This window comes from Pseudoalteromonas lipolytica, from assembly GCF_001306915.1.
GTDB classification, from domain to species: Bacteria; Pseudomonadota; Gammaproteobacteria; order Enterobacterales; family Alteromonadaceae; genus Pseudoalteromonas; species Pseudoalteromonas simplex.
Window position 1 is genome coordinate 241,752 of the sequence record NZ_LJTC01000005.1, and the last position, 16,674, is coordinate 258,425.

Annotated in this window: 9 protein-coding genes; 5 read left to right on the forward strand and 4 right to left on the reverse strand. The window is 42.0% G+C overall.

Annotated features, from left to right (window positions below; all coding sequences use genetic code 11):
• Window positions 1-20: 20 nt before the first annotated feature.
• Window positions 21-1,286: a D-tagatose-bisphosphate aldolase, class II, non-catalytic subunit gene (locus AOG27_RS09360; RefSeq protein ID WP_054552755.1), complete on the reverse strand. Its 1,266-nt coding sequence runs from the start codon at window positions 1,284-1,286 to the stop codon at window positions 21-23.
• Between the two features lie 273 nt (window positions 1,287-1,559).
• On the opposite strand from AOG27_RS09360, the gene AOG27_RS09365 reads away from it, so the two are divergent.
• On the forward strand, window positions 1,560-3,020 hold the full coding sequence (locus AOG27_RS09365; RefSeq protein WP_054552756.1) for a Gfo/Idh/MocA family protein: 1,461 nt from the start codon (window positions 1,560-1,562) through the stop codon (window positions 3,018-3,020).
• A gap of 148 nt (window positions 3,021-3,168) precedes the next feature.
• On the opposite strand, the gene AOG27_RS09370 is transcribed toward AOG27_RS09365, so the two are convergent.
• From AOG27_RS09370 to AOG27_RS09380, 3 genes are all read right to left on the reverse strand, one after another.
• On the reverse strand, window positions 3,169-5,847 hold the full coding sequence (locus AOG27_RS09370) for a M14 family metallopeptidase (RefSeq protein WP_054552757.1): 2,679 nt from the start codon (window positions 5,845-5,847) through the stop codon (window positions 3,169-3,171).
• Between the two features lie 139 nt (window positions 5,848-5,986).
• Complete coding sequence (locus tag AOG27_RS09375; protein ID WP_054552758.1) at window positions 5,987-8,233, reverse strand: S46 family peptidase; 2,247 nt, start codon at window positions 8,231-8,233, stop codon at window positions 5,987-5,989.
• A gap of 185 nt (window positions 8,234-8,418) precedes the next feature.
• The gene (locus AOG27_RS09380) at window positions 8,419-8,661 is read right to left on the reverse strand and encodes a YdcH family protein (RefSeq protein ID WP_054552759.1); all 243 of its coding nucleotides are present in this window, start codon (window positions 8,659-8,661) and stop codon (window positions 8,419-8,421) included.
• Window positions 8,662-8,887: 226 nt separating this feature from the next.
• Between AOG27_RS09380 and AOG27_RS09385 the strand changes: the two genes are divergently transcribed.
• The 4 genes from AOG27_RS09385 (at window position 8,888) to katG (ending at window position 16,338) form a co-directional block, all read left to right on the forward strand.
• The gene (locus tag AOG27_RS09385; RefSeq protein WP_054552760.1) at window positions 8,888-9,517 is read left to right on the forward strand and encodes a response regulator transcription factor; all 630 of its coding nucleotides are present in this window, start codon (window positions 8,888-8,890) and stop codon (window positions 9,515-9,517) included.
• Window positions 9,504-11,063 (forward strand): histidine kinase, encoded by a 1,560-nt coding sequence (locus AOG27_RS09390; RefSeq protein WP_054552761.1) that lies wholly within the window; start codon window positions 9,504-9,506, stop codon window positions 11,061-11,063. The genes AOG27_RS09385 and AOG27_RS09390 overlap by 14 nt, the downstream gene beginning before the upstream one ends.
• Before the next feature lie 119 nt (window positions 11,064-11,182).
• A complete protein-coding gene (locus AOG27_RS09395) occupies window positions 11,183-13,942 on the forward strand; it encodes a prolyl oligopeptidase family serine peptidase (protein WP_054552762.1) in 2,760 nt (919 codons plus the stop codon).
• Between the two features lie 182 nt (window positions 13,943-14,124).
• Entirely contained in the window at window positions 14,125-16,338 is a 2,214-nt protein-coding gene (gene katG / locus AOG27_RS09400) for a catalase/peroxidase HPI (protein WP_054552763.1), read from the forward strand.
• Window positions 16,339-16,674 lie beyond the last annotated feature (336 nt).

Below are 16,674 nucleotides of genomic sequence, written 5' to 3' on the forward strand. Positions count from 1 at the left end.
AAATTCTCTCTCAACACCACTTATTGATTACAAGCAAGCGAATAGCTATTCGTCACTTCCATTATTTTGTTAAGTACTAACTCACGCGGTGATGAGTTAATTTGGCCCTTAGTTAATGCTTTGTATTGCATTGGCATAAATTGGCTAAGTAAGGTCTGTGGAATAATTTGCCCTTCTAAGTTCTCAAACAGCGTTTCTACTGTTTGTTTTATCTCATCTTCAGGCCAGTAATAACGGATGCGATCGCTATAACTATAAGCCCTAAACAGCTTAGCTTCAGCACCCTGCGATGGGTAAAACTTATTCCAATAATGTGGTTTTTCTAGCATGATGCGCTCACAGACATCACGTAAATTAGAACGCTTAGCAGGTTCAACTAACTGATCTTCAATATAAGTTAAAGCAAATAAACCTTCGCGTAGTGCATAGGTAAGCTGTGGCCCCACTTTTAATATGGCAAAGTGATCTTGTACTAACTCGCGATAGCAATGATCTGGCTGGTAATCAGTAGAGTGAGCTTCATACACAAGATTATCGACAGTAGTGATAAACTCTTTCAGTTTTTGCGCTTCATTACGTTGGTAATTAAAAACTTGATGATTATCAAACTCAACCCCTGGCTGCACAACAACAGCAATAACACGCGACCACACGTCACTTATGTTTAAGCTAGCAAATGCTGCCTGATGTAATTCGATTGTTTGCTGTACCCCTTCAACATGGGATACCTCAATAATTTCATGCTCTTCTGTTGCCCCACCCGGAGGAGGAACTTCAGTACCAACCACATAAAGAATATCGTTATCTTTTGAGACCGACTCGGCAGCTTGGCACATCAATGCTGCACGCTTGGCAATTTCTGCATCAGCTAAACGTTCTCCATCGTCAGCGCATGGCATACTGGCATCTAGATGAATTTTTTTAAAACCCGCACTCGCATAGGCTTTAACAAGTTCAACAGCTTTTACCATCGCAACCTCTGCAGGCTCATTCACCCAACACACAGGACCTAAGTGATCACCACCTAAAATAATGCGCTGGGTATCTAAACCCACTTTTTCGGCTATTGCATAAACAAATTCAACAAAGTCATGAGGCTTCATACCCGTGTAGCCACCAAACTGATTAACTTGATTCGCTGTCGCTTCAATTAAAATTTCAGTGTCATCATTAAGAGCTTGCAACATCGCTGCTTCGATAACGAGTGGATGCGCGCAGCATACAGAGTAAATTCCCTGCGCTTGCCCTACTCGATTGTTATTAATAATCGTTTTTAATGCATTCATGGTTCTCTCCAAGCAGCTTACATCAAAGGTTAGATACGTGATTTGAAATTACAGTAGCACACAGCGAAACACCACGCAACAAAATGAAAGAAAACGAAAGTGTAAATCAAAGCTAAAATTTGACCTAAAAAACCATAAAAAGGCATTAAGGGTAATGCAGCTGCCAATTTGAAAGATTTTGAAAGCATTTAATTGTAATTAACTTTTAGTTGCGATATAACAGAAACAACTGAAACCCACTATTAAAATAATCTCAGTGATTTAGGTATCGTTATGACAATAGATAGACGTAGTTTTTTAAAATCTGCCGCAGCCATTACCGCCGCGACAGTCGTGACTGGCTGTGCGAAAAGCCAACAAGGTGATAATCAAAGCACACCTCTTGCAGCACAAGGTAAAAGCGTAATGGGCTTAGCTGTGCCTGCAATGGATGTGGTGCGTGTTGGTTTTATTGGGGTTGGTCAACGTGGTAGCGGCCATGTGAAACATCTTTGCCATATTGAAGGTGTTGAAATCAAAGCTATTTGCGACACAGATAAGCTAATGCTAGATAAGTCTGTTAATTATGTTGTTGAAAAAGGCTTACCTAAACCAACTGCTTATACGGGTTCAGATAAAGCCTATTTAGATATGCTCGCTCGCGATGACATCGACATTGTGATCATTTCAACGCCTTGGAAATGGCACACACCGATGAGTGTTGAGACCATGGAAAGTGGTAAACATGCCTTTGTTGAAGTACCTGCAGCAACCACGATGGAAGAGTGTTGGCAACTAGTAAACACCGCAGAGCGCACGCAAAAGAACTGCATGATGATGGAAAACGTTAACTATGGCCGTGACGAGTTAATGGTTTTAAACATGGTTCGTAAAGGCGTATTTGGTGAGTTACTACATGGTGAAGCAGCTTATATTCACGACCTGCGTTGGCAAATGAAAGAAATTGACCGCAGCACAGGCTCATGGCGTACTTACTGGCATACCAAAGTAAACGGTAACTTATACCCAACCCATGGTTTAGGCCCGGTTTCTCAATATATGAACATCAACCGTGGTGACCGCTTTGACTTTGTTACCTCAGTCAGCTCACCTGCACTTGGCCGCGCCGCCTATGCAGAGCGCGAATTCCCTGCAGGCCACGAACGCCGTTCACTGAAATTTACTGCTGGCGACATGAACACCAGCATTATTAAAACAGTGAAAGGTCGTAGCATAATGGTTCAGCACGACACCACAAGCCCTCGCCCGTACAGCCGCCATAACCTAATTCAAGGTACTAATGGCACATTTGCTGGCTTTCCTAATCGTATTGCTCTTGAAGATGTGCCACCAGCCATCGCGAAAATTTACCAACAGCAATATGAAGCAGAGCTCACTGCCTGGGAGAAAGCAGGTTCACAGGGTCGTAAGCCACATATGCAAAACTTCCATAGCTGGGATCAAGATATGGAAAAATGGCGTGCTGAGTTTGATCATCCACTGTGGAAACGCATGGGTGAAGAAGCAGTACGTAACGGTGGCCACGGCGGTATGGACTTCATTATGCTTTGGCGCATGATCTACTGCTTACGCAATAATGAGCCACTCGATCAAGATGTATACGATGCCGCAGCATGGTCATCAATCTTCCCGCAAAGTATGGCATCGGTTGCTGATAGAAGTAACAGTAAAACAATTCCAGACTTTACCCGTGGCGCTTGGCAAACAGGTAAGCCTCTGGGAATTGTGTCTTAACACTTTCTCTCCTGAAAAACTAAAAGCCCGCCCTTTGCCCTGCGGGCTTTTTTATTTCATTGTTCACTCCCTTTAGAGCTTTACTCTATAAAACTTTACCCACAAAAAAGCCCGCAACGTCAGCGGGCTTTTTAATTAGGCCTTTAGCTTACTGAGCATGTGCTGCAGCGCGGAAAATCGTGTTAGCTAAAAGTACATTCATGCCCTCAAGGTAGGCGCGGTAGGTAGGTGATTGTGTAAAGCCTATTACCATGCCTTTGCCTTGCGGTTGATGAACAAGCAATGGCTTATACGCAAGCTGTGCTTTATTTTGCTGCCACAGATAACCACTTGCTAGCACATCATCTTTACCTGTAAACCACGCTAGGTTTTTACCTGAGTTCAGTTTTATAGGCGTGTAAATATCATTACCGTAAGCTACCGCAACAAGGTCTTTATCAACCCCAGCGGTTAACCAGTGCTCTTGGTCTACTTCAACATTAGCAAGTACACCGGCTACATAGTCTGGCGATGTATGTGGCTCAATGCTCGCTGCTTTTAAATCATCACGAGAAGCGAATAACTGCCCTGCCACTTTACTGCTTTTATCATCGCTGCTGTCGGCTTTATCTTCTCGGTAAGCTTGCTCGCGTTTAACATCTAACAAACCGTAATCAGCGTTGGTGGTAAAACGGTTAGCATTACCGAGGGCAATCAACACGCCACCTGCTTCAACCCAGCTTTTTAAATTAGCCGCGCCCGATTTACCGAGTGCTTGCTCGTAATTACCTTCTGGTAAAATAAGCACTTGGTAATCACTTAAATCAGCCCAAGCAAGTATGGGTGTGCGAATAGCTGTCACCGGGTAGCTAAGCTGTCTTTCGATAACAAAACGAGTGTTACCGGCGCTTAGCTCTCGAGTGGCTGCATCCCATGCAATCGCCACTTTTGGTGCTACCATAGGCACGGTTTTGTTACTACCAAAGCTTGGGCCTTTAATCACCCAACTTGAATCAACACCATCAACTATTGCACCAGTTTGCTCGGCAATTTGGCTAATTTTAGTCAGTAAGTCTCTATCGTTTAGGCGCTTTTCGATTACTAAGCTACCCGCTGGGTAGTTAGTTTTATCACCTAATACAAATGCTTGGTCAGCACTTTTCAGTTTAATGCCAGCTTGCAGTGCTGCTGTTAAAAAGCGTGCTGCGGCCGTATCACCCCATGCAACAATATAAGCCACTGAGGCTTCTGGATTATTCACTTTACCAAGCAATGTGTCGTCGGCCTGAACCGCTTTACTATCTGCGCTAACTGCGCGACCACAACTATCGCTATCAACATTAAACATCATCGGCAGCGACCAACCTGTGACATCGTAAATTTCATCACCTAGGTTACGAGCGCGGCGTCTTTCTTGCTCTTTTACAAAAGCCTCTGCCATATCTACTTGGTCAGTAAAGGTGGTACGTACAAATACCCCGCGTGGCTGTGCAGTATCAATAAAATAGCTGCCTGCTTTATACTTAACGCCACAGGCTTTGAAGTCTTCAGTTGCTTGTTTAACTTCAACACCATGTTCAGCCATTAAGGTTGCGAGTCTATGAGCGCCTTCACGGTTACTTTGTTTAGGTAAGATATAAACACGCTCTTTGCTATCTTTACCCGAATCAATCGCATCAACTTGATATTGATAAAAGTCACCTAGTAGTTTTTCACGTTGATTGGCAGCCCCTTCGGCAGTCGAAATTGAGGCCACAAACTGACGCTTTACAGTATTAAAATAGGTGAGTAGTTCGCCGGTATTTTTCTCAAAAACATGGCCACGCGCAGAGCCTACTTCGTAAGTTGATGCTGATGCACCATAAAATACTGGCCAGCTATCACCGTAGCCTGGGTAAAAGGCATCAAAAATTTCACGGGTAAAGTAATCAAAGCCAAATTCATCAAAATACTTCGCATGATTTTGCCCAATCGCATCCATGTTGGCGATTTGAGTTTTCGTCATATGCGGATTAAATGGCTGAGCAGCCGGTGCAAAGTAGTAAGATTGGTCGCCGCCCATTTCATGAATATCAACCACTACTTGCGGTTTATATTTATTGATTGCAGCCACTCGGCCTTTACTTTCAGGTTGAGTAAGTGCTAACCAATCGCGGTTCATATCAAACAAATAATGATTTGTTCGGCCTCTTGGCCACGGCTCATTATGCTCTGCACTTAACCTATCTGCACTGTGCTCAAGACCTACGGTCGCATAATAACGAGTAACAAAGCGCTCACGGCCATCAGGGTTTTGCAATGGGTCGATAAACACCACGGTGTTGTTTAAAATTTTGCTGTTAACGGCATCATTCGGGGCTGCTAGTAAGTGATATGCAGTGAATAATGCAGCATCGGTTGAGCTAATTTCATTACCGTGCACGGCATACTGAAGCCACACAGAGGTCGGTAAATTTTTAATTAGCGACTTAGCTTCTTTTTCAGAGGTGATACGCGGATCAGCCAAGGCTTGGGTGTTATTGGCGAGGGTTTCTAATGAGCGAATATGCTCCGCAGTGCCAACCACCGCATAAACCAGTTCACGACCTTCCCAGCTGTTTGCGTACTTAAACACTTTAATACGATCAGGCGCAGCTTGTTCAAGGGCGCTTAAATAACGACGCATATCGTTGTAATTGGTAATGCGCTCACCTACATCGTATCCGAGCACTTGTTTAAATGTTGGTATTTGCTGATTATAAGCCGTGCCTGGCCACATTGCTTCGGTATTCGCTGCACTGGCATTAAAGCTTGCCGTTATTGCCACAACACTCACTGAAATGGCTTTTATTATTTGTTTGGCGCTCATTATTTTTCCCAAGTAAAAGTATCTGCTTTGTACATTACAAAAGTATTGAAAATAAACAAATTAAAAACGTTAGATTGGCAAAAATTAAAGACATAAAAAAACCGCAGCAATTGCTGCGGTTATTTTCAAAATAGCAGGGCTATTTAACTAAGGTCATTTCATCAAGTAGGTAACCTGCGTTATCAACTTCTTCCATTAACCAAAGCATGTATCGAATATCAACGTGAATAGCACGGGTGATTTTGGCGTTAAAGTACCAATCTTTGGTGATTGATTCATAAGTCGAGTCAAAATTAAGACCCACTAATTCACCTTTACCATTCATGACTGGCGAACCTGAGTTACCACCTGTGGTATCAGCACTACTCAAAAAGTTGACTGGTACTGAGTTTACTTCAAGAGGTTTAGCCGCTTGTGGCTCACAACCAAAGCTGAATAAGCTACAACTTACGCCTGGTAGACCTAAGTCACCACGATAATACGCACCAAACGCTTGCTTTTTGTATGCTTCAAGTACTTTATCGGTAACAACAAATGGTTTTTCACCTGTGTGTTTAGCCACTAAACCACGTAGTGATGTAAATGGCGTTTTATACACAGCATCTGCTGCTGGGTAACCATCAACTTGTGCGTAGCTTACGCGTAATGTGCCATTTGCATCTGGGTAAACTGGCTTACCTTTAGCATTATTGAAAGCGATCACGGCTTGCATATACTGCGGGCGAATTTCTGCTAAACGACCCGCCATTTCTTTTTCGTCAGCTTCTTGTGTCATGTTGGTATCGTATAGAGCAACAGCTAACTTTATGAATGGGTCGTTTGATGCTTCAAACTCTGCAACAGATTTACCAATCCAGTTAACACGTGCTTCTACATCTGTAAGCTCTGTATTAGCATAAAAAGAAGCAATAATCGCATCAAGTTCAGCTTGTGTTGTGGTATCTGTAATACCTAAGCCGTCGTTTAATGCCGCAACTTGCGCTGCTTTATCTTGCGCTAAATAGTTACCTAAGTAGCTTAACCATAAGGCTTTATCGACTTCAGGCGTAAACTGTTTTTGTAAACGCTCTAAACGCGCTTTAAGCATTGGAAGGTCACGCTCTTGGTAACCCATTTCGCGCTCTGCATTAGGTTTTTCGCTCTCTTTTGCTAAGCGATATAAACGAATCGCGGTGCTTAGTAAGTCTGCGCGTTTTGCATAATCAAAGTAAAAGTGACTTTGTTGCTGTGCATGTGCTTCAACTAATAATGACTTTAATGCGTGATATGAATCTGCGTATGCTTTACGTTCAGCACTTTGTGCAAACCAAGCGAGGTACTCTTGCTCTTGCGCAGCTTTAATACCCGGAATATCCGTTACTTTAAAGCCATCTTGTAAGCCTTCCAGTTTCTTTAAACGGTTGTTAGTGCTTTTTACACGAGAAGCATATTTAACTTGTGCTTGCTCATCGCCTTCGCTCTGCTTGGCGATTACGTCTAGGGTCATGTTATAAGTATTAAGCAATGTTGGGTAATACCAACTCGCTGAATAATTTACTTCGTCTGCAAGTTTATAGCGGCTAGTGCGACCCGGATAACCCGCCACCAGCACACCATCACCTAAGCTTACGCCGCTTGCATTCACTTTTAAGAACGACTTTGGCTCATAAGGTACGTTATCTTCGCTGTAATCTGCAGGCTTACCATCTTTACCAACGTAACCACGTACAAAAGTAAAATCAGCCGTGTGACGTGGGTATTCAAAGTTATCGATGTCACCGCCAAAGTTACCCAGCGCTTCTGCCGGAGCATACACTAAGCGCACATCTTTGATCATCAGTTGTTTGATCATGAAGTACTCTAAGCCATGGTGGAAATCACGCACGGTACAACGATAGTTAGGATCTGACTCACACTCGCTGATCAAGGCTTTGCGGTTTGCTTGAATTGCTTCATAACGCGCTTTGCCGTGTAGTTCTGCAGGTAAGTTACCCAGTACGCGCTCAGTAACATCATCCACTTGTTCAGTTACATACAAACGCTCTTGCGGGCCTGCAGGTAGCTCTTTTGATAAATCAGCTGCTAAAAAACCTTTTTCAATTAAGTTGTTTTCTGGTGTGCTGTTATTTTGAATCGCGCCATAAGCACAGTGATGATTAGTTACCGCTAAGCCTTTTGGTGACACAAATGACGCTGAACAATAGCCTAAACCAACCACTGCATTGAGTGGGTATTGGTTAAGATCTGCCACTTGTGATGCCGGTAATTCAATACCAACGCGGTCAAACTCGCTTTGTAATTGTTTTAATTGATGCGGTTGCCACTGCCCTTCATCAGCGTGCGCGCTACCGACAGCGACAACACCCATGAGTGCTAATGAAGTTGTAATAATATTTTTTTTAATCATGTTAATCCCAGTCAGTGCAAAGCACTATTCCATTGTTGCCTTAGAAAATCGCGCTAAGACTACCATAACCTTGATTGACTCAAGACATATTGCGATTAAATACAATTGGAGAGTAAAAATAGAGGGGAGAAAAAGCTCCTACCGTAAGAATGCAGTAAGCAGGAGCATTAGCTTCGATTCAATTATTAAGCATTGGCTTTTAAAAGGTCATAAAGTTCATCTTTAAGCACGGCGCGTTGATGCTTTTTTTCATGCATATCCGCATCTTCAATCGGCGAGTTTTGCAATTCAAGCTCACGAATTTCTTTATCCATATCATCATAACGCTGCATGGTTTTCTTGAAATGAGCATCGTGTTTCGCAAGGCTGTGGATTAGTTCATTAAACTCAGGGAATTCATTCAATAACGAGTGTTTCTCACCTAACATGGGCAACTCCTTTAGCTAGAATTTCAGTTCAATTTCAATGTATCACCCTAACATACAGAGTCAATGTCGCAACCTTGTCCAAGATCAATAACACAGCGATTCATACAAGTTTCTGAAACTCATGGAATAAGCAACAAAGAAGATGTAGTTCGCACAAAATTCTAAGAATTATTCCTAGACATAACCATTTGAATTAGAGATATAATCAAATTTGATGGAGGGAAACATGCGTATTGGTATTATTGAAGATCACCAACTAGTAAGGGATAGCTTTAAAAAGTTACTAGAACTACAACAGGAGTGGCAGGTAATTATTGAAACCTGCACGGTTAGCGAGGCTAAACTTGCCGTTGAAATTGAACAACCTGATATTTTTATTGTTGATATTTCAATGCATGAAGGAGAAACTGGCCTAGCATTTTTAAGCTACTTAAATAGTTACTACCCTGAAATTAAAACAATTGTTGCCTCCATGTATGACTACGAGCCTTATGTAAGCAACGCTCTTAGCTTGGGCGCGCAAGGTTACGTCTCTAAACGTTCAGCATCAGAAGCCTTAATCGACGCTGTCAATTCTGTAATTAAGGGCGGCAGGTATATAAGTGAAGATGTGAAGTTTAACTATAAAGACCCTTCTAATAAACTCGCTTTACTAACACCAAGAGAAAAGGAAGCTTTACCTCTATTTGCAAAAGGGCTTAACGCAAAACAAGTGGCGCAACAGTTAGACATGATGCCTAAAACTGCTCATGTTCATAAGGCTAATATTTACCAAAAACTAAAAGTATCTAACTCGTTCGATTTACTCAAAATTGCAATAGATAATGGACTCATTGCGCTTGATGAACTGGCATAATTTTCCTTTCGTGAATGTATCTGTAAACCAAGCTTTTGCTGAGTTTACAAAACAAGCTCTAGTCGCTGTTATTTACTTTGTTACCTTATGCTTTTCTTCTTGGGTAAGTAATCATTTAGAAACGGTGGCGCAAAGTAGCGCCATATTCTTGCCTGCGGGAGTTAAGCTCGCTTTTTTTATTATCTTCCCAATTAGGTTTTGGCCAATTCTTTGGTTTAGCTCAAGGCTTTATGCTGCTTATATCGGCATGTTTTATAACGATGCTTGGCACTTCGATTTATTACATGGCTTTTGGCAAGAAGCTACCTACATGATAATAGTACACTGCTTTAAAGAAAGTCGTTGGCCACCCAAGATCGATGCTAATACCGGCATTATCTCAATCGTTTTGTTGGCTACTTCAACAGCCGCTATCAAGTGGTTTTTGTTTGCTAGTGCTTTTGAGTTCACTACATGGTTAGCTGGTAAGCAGTTATTACAATACCAACTCAATATGACCCTAGGTGATTTAACGGGGACACTACTCGTTGCGCCAATATTGCTAAGTATTAAGGCAAGCTATAAACATAAAATTACGCTAAACAACTATTTACTCGTAATTGCGCTGTTAGCCCTGACCATAGTTTACCTTGCAGCCTATATACATAGGCCTGACCTATATTCTCTGCTACGCTTGTTCTCTTTACTGCCTATTCTTTGGTTTTCTTATAAGTTTGCTACAACAGGTGCTATTTTGAGTGCTTTACTCAGCAATAGTCTAATTGTTGTACAAGCAGGCATCCAACAAGATGCAACGAATACTTATATAAGTCAGTTATTTATCTTAGCAAACTCAATTACTGGGCTTTTAATTGGTACTGCAACAAATGAACTCAAATTAAAAAACGCTGAATTACAACAAAGCAATGAACAACTTTCTCAATTACTTGCTAAAAACAAACAACTTGCAAAACGGATGGTTACAATCCAAGAAGACGAGCGCAAATATCTGTCTCAAGAATTACATGACGAATTAGGGCAAAATCTCACAGCGCTAAAAACAGATTTAGCAGTATTATCACTCTCACAACAAAACAGCAATAATTCAATCATTGCTACCCTTAGAGAAAATGCCAAAGCTATGTATGACTCTGTGTATCAAATTATGCATCATTTGAGACCGAGAGAGCTTGACGAGTTAGGCCTTGAACACGCTCTAAAAAATGGCAAATTAAAATCCCTATTAAATAAAGCTGATATCGAGTATCAAACGAACTTAGATATCAACAATACCTTGGCTGATGAACACCAAACGGCTATTTACAGAATCTGCCAAGAAGCTGTTACCAATTGCATTAAACACAGCAGCGCCTCACAATTATTAGTTCAGTTGAGTGTAAATAAGCAAGCCATAGATCTCTTAATTAAAGATAATGGTGAGCAAGTGCGTAACAACGCAGAATCTGGTGGCTATGGCCTTTTATTTATTGAAGAGCGAGTGCTTGCTTTAGGTGGTAAGTGTAGTTTTGACACGCAGGGTGGCTTCACTATTAAAGTATCTTTTTAACTTCATGTATTAGAGTTACGTAACCAACGTGATAAATATGCGATTTATCGTTTCTACTCGAATTGTTTATTAAAAACGCTACACTGGGTGCGTCAATTTAAAAACAACGAGAAAGATGAATGAAAGCGCAATTATCACTTTTGAGCTTAGCCTTGGTGACAAGCCTTGGTAGTGCACAGATTAGTGCGAAAGAAGCTCTGCAATTTAAAGACGTGTTTGATTTTAAATACGCAAAAGGCACCCAACTTTCTGAAGATGGCCAAATTCTTAGCTTTAGTGCCGACCCTTATCGCGGTAATGCACAAGGTCAGGTTTATACATTAAACAACAACACCCTACTAACTAGCGTTGAGCGCGGTACTCGCCCAACTATTAATAAAGCAGCAAACTGGGTGGCTTTTACTCAGGTACCAAGCTTACTTGAAAAAGAAACCACCAAGAAAAAAGATGAGCTAAAGAACAACCTTGTTTTAGTGAATACTAAAAGTGGTGAGCAACAGACCTTTAACGATGTAAAAGACTATGTATTATCGGATGATGGTGCATGGCTTGCTTACCGACTCGATAAAAAAGCAGATAAAAAAGACAGCGAAGAAAAAGACGAAAACAGCAGCGAAATCAAGCCAGACAAAAAAGATAAAAGCTTTGATTTAGTGCTTGTTAACCTTCAAGACAAAACCACGCACACTCTCAACAACGTATTCAGCTATGCGATGAGCAGTACCGGTGAGCAGTTATTAGCAAGCCAAAGCTACAGTGATGGTGCCGACAACCAAGTTGTATTAGTTAATCTTAATAATGACTTTGCAACGAGTATACTGATTGATGAGCCGGGCGTTGTGGCAAACAAAATTGCTTGGCAGCCAAACAGCAATACCGCAGCGCTGTTAATTGGTAATTACGTTAATGATGATACACGCCGTCGTGACCACAGCTTACAGCTTTTACAAAATGGGGCACTTTCAACCATTAATTCTGCAGATAGCAGCTGGACTATTGGCAAAACAGCATCGCTAAAATGGTCTGAAGATGGTGCTCGTTTATACTTTGAAAACCACCCTAAACTCGCTGCAAAAGTTGCCCTAAAAGAATACAAAGATGAAGCCTCTTTATATGATTTCGATACCATTCGCGACCAAAAGGGCCTTAACGTTTGGCACAATAAAGACGCTGAAATTAAGCCACGCGAAGAGCAGCAATGGAACAAAGCGAATAAGCTTCGCCACTACCAAGCGGTATATCATGTAAATGGTCAGCAAGTTGTGCAGTTAAGCACGCCGAGCATGCCTGAGGTCTCACTTAATACTCATCGCGAAGCGCTATTAGGCTATTCAGACCGACCTTACCTAGAACGTATTATGTATGGCGGCTTTTACGCAGATTACTTCAGTGTTGATGTTAAAACTGGTAAACAAACTGCTATCGTCAGCGACTATCCGTTTAGACCAAGCCTTGCGCCAAATGGTCAATTTGCAGCATTTTTCCAAGACAGCCAAGTACAGCTTAAAGATTTAGGTAACAACAAGGTTTCAACCTTATCTAAAGCAATTAACGCTATTTTTGCTGATGATAAACATGACTACCCATCACCTCAGCCGGGTTATGGTTTTGCAGGCTGGTTAAACGACAGCAGCCAAGTACTGGTTTACAGTAAATTTGATATTTGGGCTTTTGATGTCGCAACACAAAAGGCAACGCGCCTAACTCAAGGTAAAGAAAGCAATACCCAATATCGTGTTATTAAACTAGATAAAGACCAAGTGGGCTTTGCCAAAGACGAAACATTATTACTAAGCGCAACCAACCTGCAAGATAAGCAAACTGAAATTGCAAAACTTGATTTAACAAGCAATAAAGTAAGCAAAGTACTTTCGGGTAAAAAGCGCTATGATGTAGTTAAAAAGGCGAAAAATGCCGACAAATACCTATTCACAGCGCAAACATATCAGCAATTCCCTGATTACTACCAAGCTGATTTTAGCTTCAAAAATCCACAGCGTGTTACCAACCTCAACCCACAAATTAGCAACTTTGCATGGGGCGAAAAACCAGAGCTTATTAGCTACAAAGGGTTTGATGGTGAAGACTTACAAGGTGTATTGATCAAACCTGCGGGCTACAAAAAAGGCGATAAGGTGCCAGTGGTTGTGTACTTCTACCGCTATATGAGCCAACGCATGTATGACTTCCCGAAAATGGAGTTAAATCATCGTCCTAACTTCCCGATGTTTACTTCAAATGGTTATGCGATTTTCTTACCTGATATCCGTTTTGAAATTGGTCATCCGGGTAAATCGTCAACTCAAACGATGATCAACGCAACTCAAAAGTTAATTGATTTAGGCATTGCTGATCCAGATAAAATTGGTTTACAAGGTCACTCATGGGCAGGCTACCAAAGTGCCTTTATGATCACGCAAACAGATATGTTTAAGGCGGTTGTATCGGGTGCGCCAGTATCTAACATGACCAGTGCATACAGCGGTATTCGCTTAAAATCAGGTCTTGCTCGTCAGTTCCAATACGAAACAGGGCAAAGCCGCATTGGTAAAACGTTATTCGAAGCGCCAGAGCTATACATCGAAAACTCACCAGTGTTCTTCGCCGATAAAGTGAATACCCCAATTCTGATTATGTTTGGCGACAAAGATGATGCTGTGCCATGGCACGAAGGTGTTCAATACTACCTAGCACTTCGTCGTGCGGGTAAAGATGCCACCTTCTTACAATACGAAGGTGAACCACATCACCTGAAGAAATTCCCTAACCAAGTGGATTTCTCAGTACGCATGATGGAATATTTTGATCACTACTTAAAAGGCAAACCAGCCGCTGAGTGGATCAAAAACGGCGTACCCTTATTGAAGAATAAGCAATAAGTTAAATTTAAGCTTACTGCACACCTCCCCTAGAGCCAGCATTTTCGCTGGCTTTGTTCTATAAAATCAATTAAACCATCTGTTTTTTCGATTTTATCAATCGATTTAAACCCCAGTTTGTAAGTGGAAAGTTAATCTGAACAAATCTATATTTCACCCAACTTCTAACTGGAGACTACACAATGTTTAAAAAATCAACGTCAGCTTTGTCTAAAGTAGCTGTTGCGGTATCACTGTTGGTGGCAACAGGCGTACAAGCTACAAACGACATCAAATCAAACCAATTCTGGTGGCCAGAGCAATTAGATCTTAGCCAACTTCGTGCCCATGGTGCAGAGTCTGATCCTATGGGTCCTTACTTTGATTACAAAAAAGAATTCTTAAAGTTAGACCTAAACGCAGTGAAAGCTGATATTGAGAAAGTATTGACTGATTCTCAAGATTGGTGGCCTGCTGACTACGGTCACTATGGTCCATTCTTCATCCGTATGGCGTGGCACGCATCAGGTACTTACCGTACGTTTGATGGTCGTGGTGGCGCAGGCGGTGGTCAACAACGTTTCGACCCGCTAAATAGCTGGCCTGATAACGCAAACCTTGATAAGGCACGTCGTTTACTTTGGCCTATAAAACAAAAATACGGTCGCAGCATTTCTTGGGCTGACTTGATGGCGTTAACAGGTAACGTTGCGCTTGAATCAATGGGCTTCAAAACCTTTGGTTATGCCGGTGGTCGTGAAGACGATTGGGAACCAGATTACGTATACTGGGGCCCTGAAGGCAAAATGTTAACTGACGAACGTCGTGACAAAAAAGGCAAACTTAAAGGCCCATTAGCGGCAGTTGAGATGGGCTTAATCTATGTAAACCCAGAAGGCCCTCACGGTAACCCTGATCCACTACTTGCAGCAGACGACATCCGTTTATCATTCGGCCGCATGGCAATGAACGATGAAGAAATCGTTGCACTAATCGCCGGTGGTCACAGCTTTGGTAAAGCACACGGTGCGAAAAAAGCGACCTGCTTAGACAAAGAGCCTGCAGCAGCCGGTATCGAAGAGCAAGGTTTAGGTTGGAAAAACAAATGTGGTAAAGGTCACTCAGAAGACACCATCACTTCAGGTCTTGAAGGTGCATGGACAGTGACACCAACACGCTGGTCAATCAACTACCTACAAAACTTATTTGCTTTTGAATGGGTTAAAACTAAGAGCCCTGCAGGTGCGACTCAATGGATCCCTGAAAATGGTCAAGCGTCTAACCTAGTGCCAGATGCACACATTAAAGGTAAGCGTCATGCGCCTATCATGTTCACAACTGATATCGCGTTAAAAGCAGATCCTGAATTCCGTAAGATCTCAGAGCGTTTCTTAAACGACCCGAAAGAGTTCGAACTGGCATTTGCTAAAGCATGGTTCAAACTAAACCACCGCGATATGGGCCCACGTGCTCGTTACCTAGGTGACCTAGTGCCAGAAGAAGTATTAATTTGGCAAGACTACATCCCTGCGGTTGATCACAAACTAGTAGACAGCAAAGATATCGCGTCACTTAAAGCTAGCATCTTAGATTCAGGTTTATCTGTATCTGAACTAGTGCGTGTTGCTTGGGCATCAGCAGCAAGCTACCGCGACACAGATATGCGTGGTGGTGCAAACGGTGCACGTATTCGTTTTGCTCCGCAAAAAGATTGGCCGGTAAACAACCCGAAAGAAGTGGCTAAAGTACTTAGCAAACTTGAGAAAATCCAAACTAAGTTCAACAAAAAAGCACCTGGCGGTAAAGAAATTTCACTTGCAGATATGATTGTTCTTGGTGGTGCGGCTGCAATCGAAAAAGCAGCAAGCGACGCAGGTTTCTCTATCGTAGTACCGTTCAAGCCAGGCCGTATGGACGCATCATTAGAAATGACTGACGTTGAATCATTCGAAGTACTTGAGCCAACAGCAGATGCGTTCCGTAATTACTACAGCACAGCATGGAAATCACCGGCTGAAATGTTAGTTGAACGTGCTGATTTACTAAGCTTATCTGTACCAGAAATGACTGCACTACTAGGTGGTATGCGTGCCCTTAACGCGAATACTGACCAAACTAAACACGGTGTATTCACGAAAAAACCTGGCACATTAAGCAACGATTTCTTCGTTAACCTATTAGATATGTCAACGAAGTGGTCTAAGTCTTCTGAAGAAGGTGTTTACGAAGGCCGTGACCGTCAATCAGGCAAACTTAAGTGGACAGCAACACCAGTAGATTTAATCTTCGGTTCAAACTCAGAGCTACGTTCAATTGCTGAAGTGTATGCCTCTGACGATGCTAAACAGAAGTTCGTTGATGACTTCGTAGCAGCGTGGACTAAAGTGATGACGCTAGATCGTTTCGACCTACGTTAACCCTATATCAATCGTGTTAAGTCGATTGGTATCATATTTTCGCAACCAACAAAGCCGCTAAGTTAGCGGCTTTTTTATTTCAAACCGAGTTATTAGAGCACTTTGAGATTTACAGGCACTCGAGTTCAGCTCATTACTCAATAGCATGAAGCCACCGTAACATTAGATGTTAGCTATAAGTTCGATAATGTTGGTTGCTATTTATGGTGGCAAGTCTAGGTTTTAGGTGCAAATATAAGATATCCAGTAACTTCTTTGAGTCGCTGTTTTTTGAAAACAAACCCAGATTCCTGTTAGAAAATATTTGGATTCAAACTAAGGTAGAATCCTCTTAAT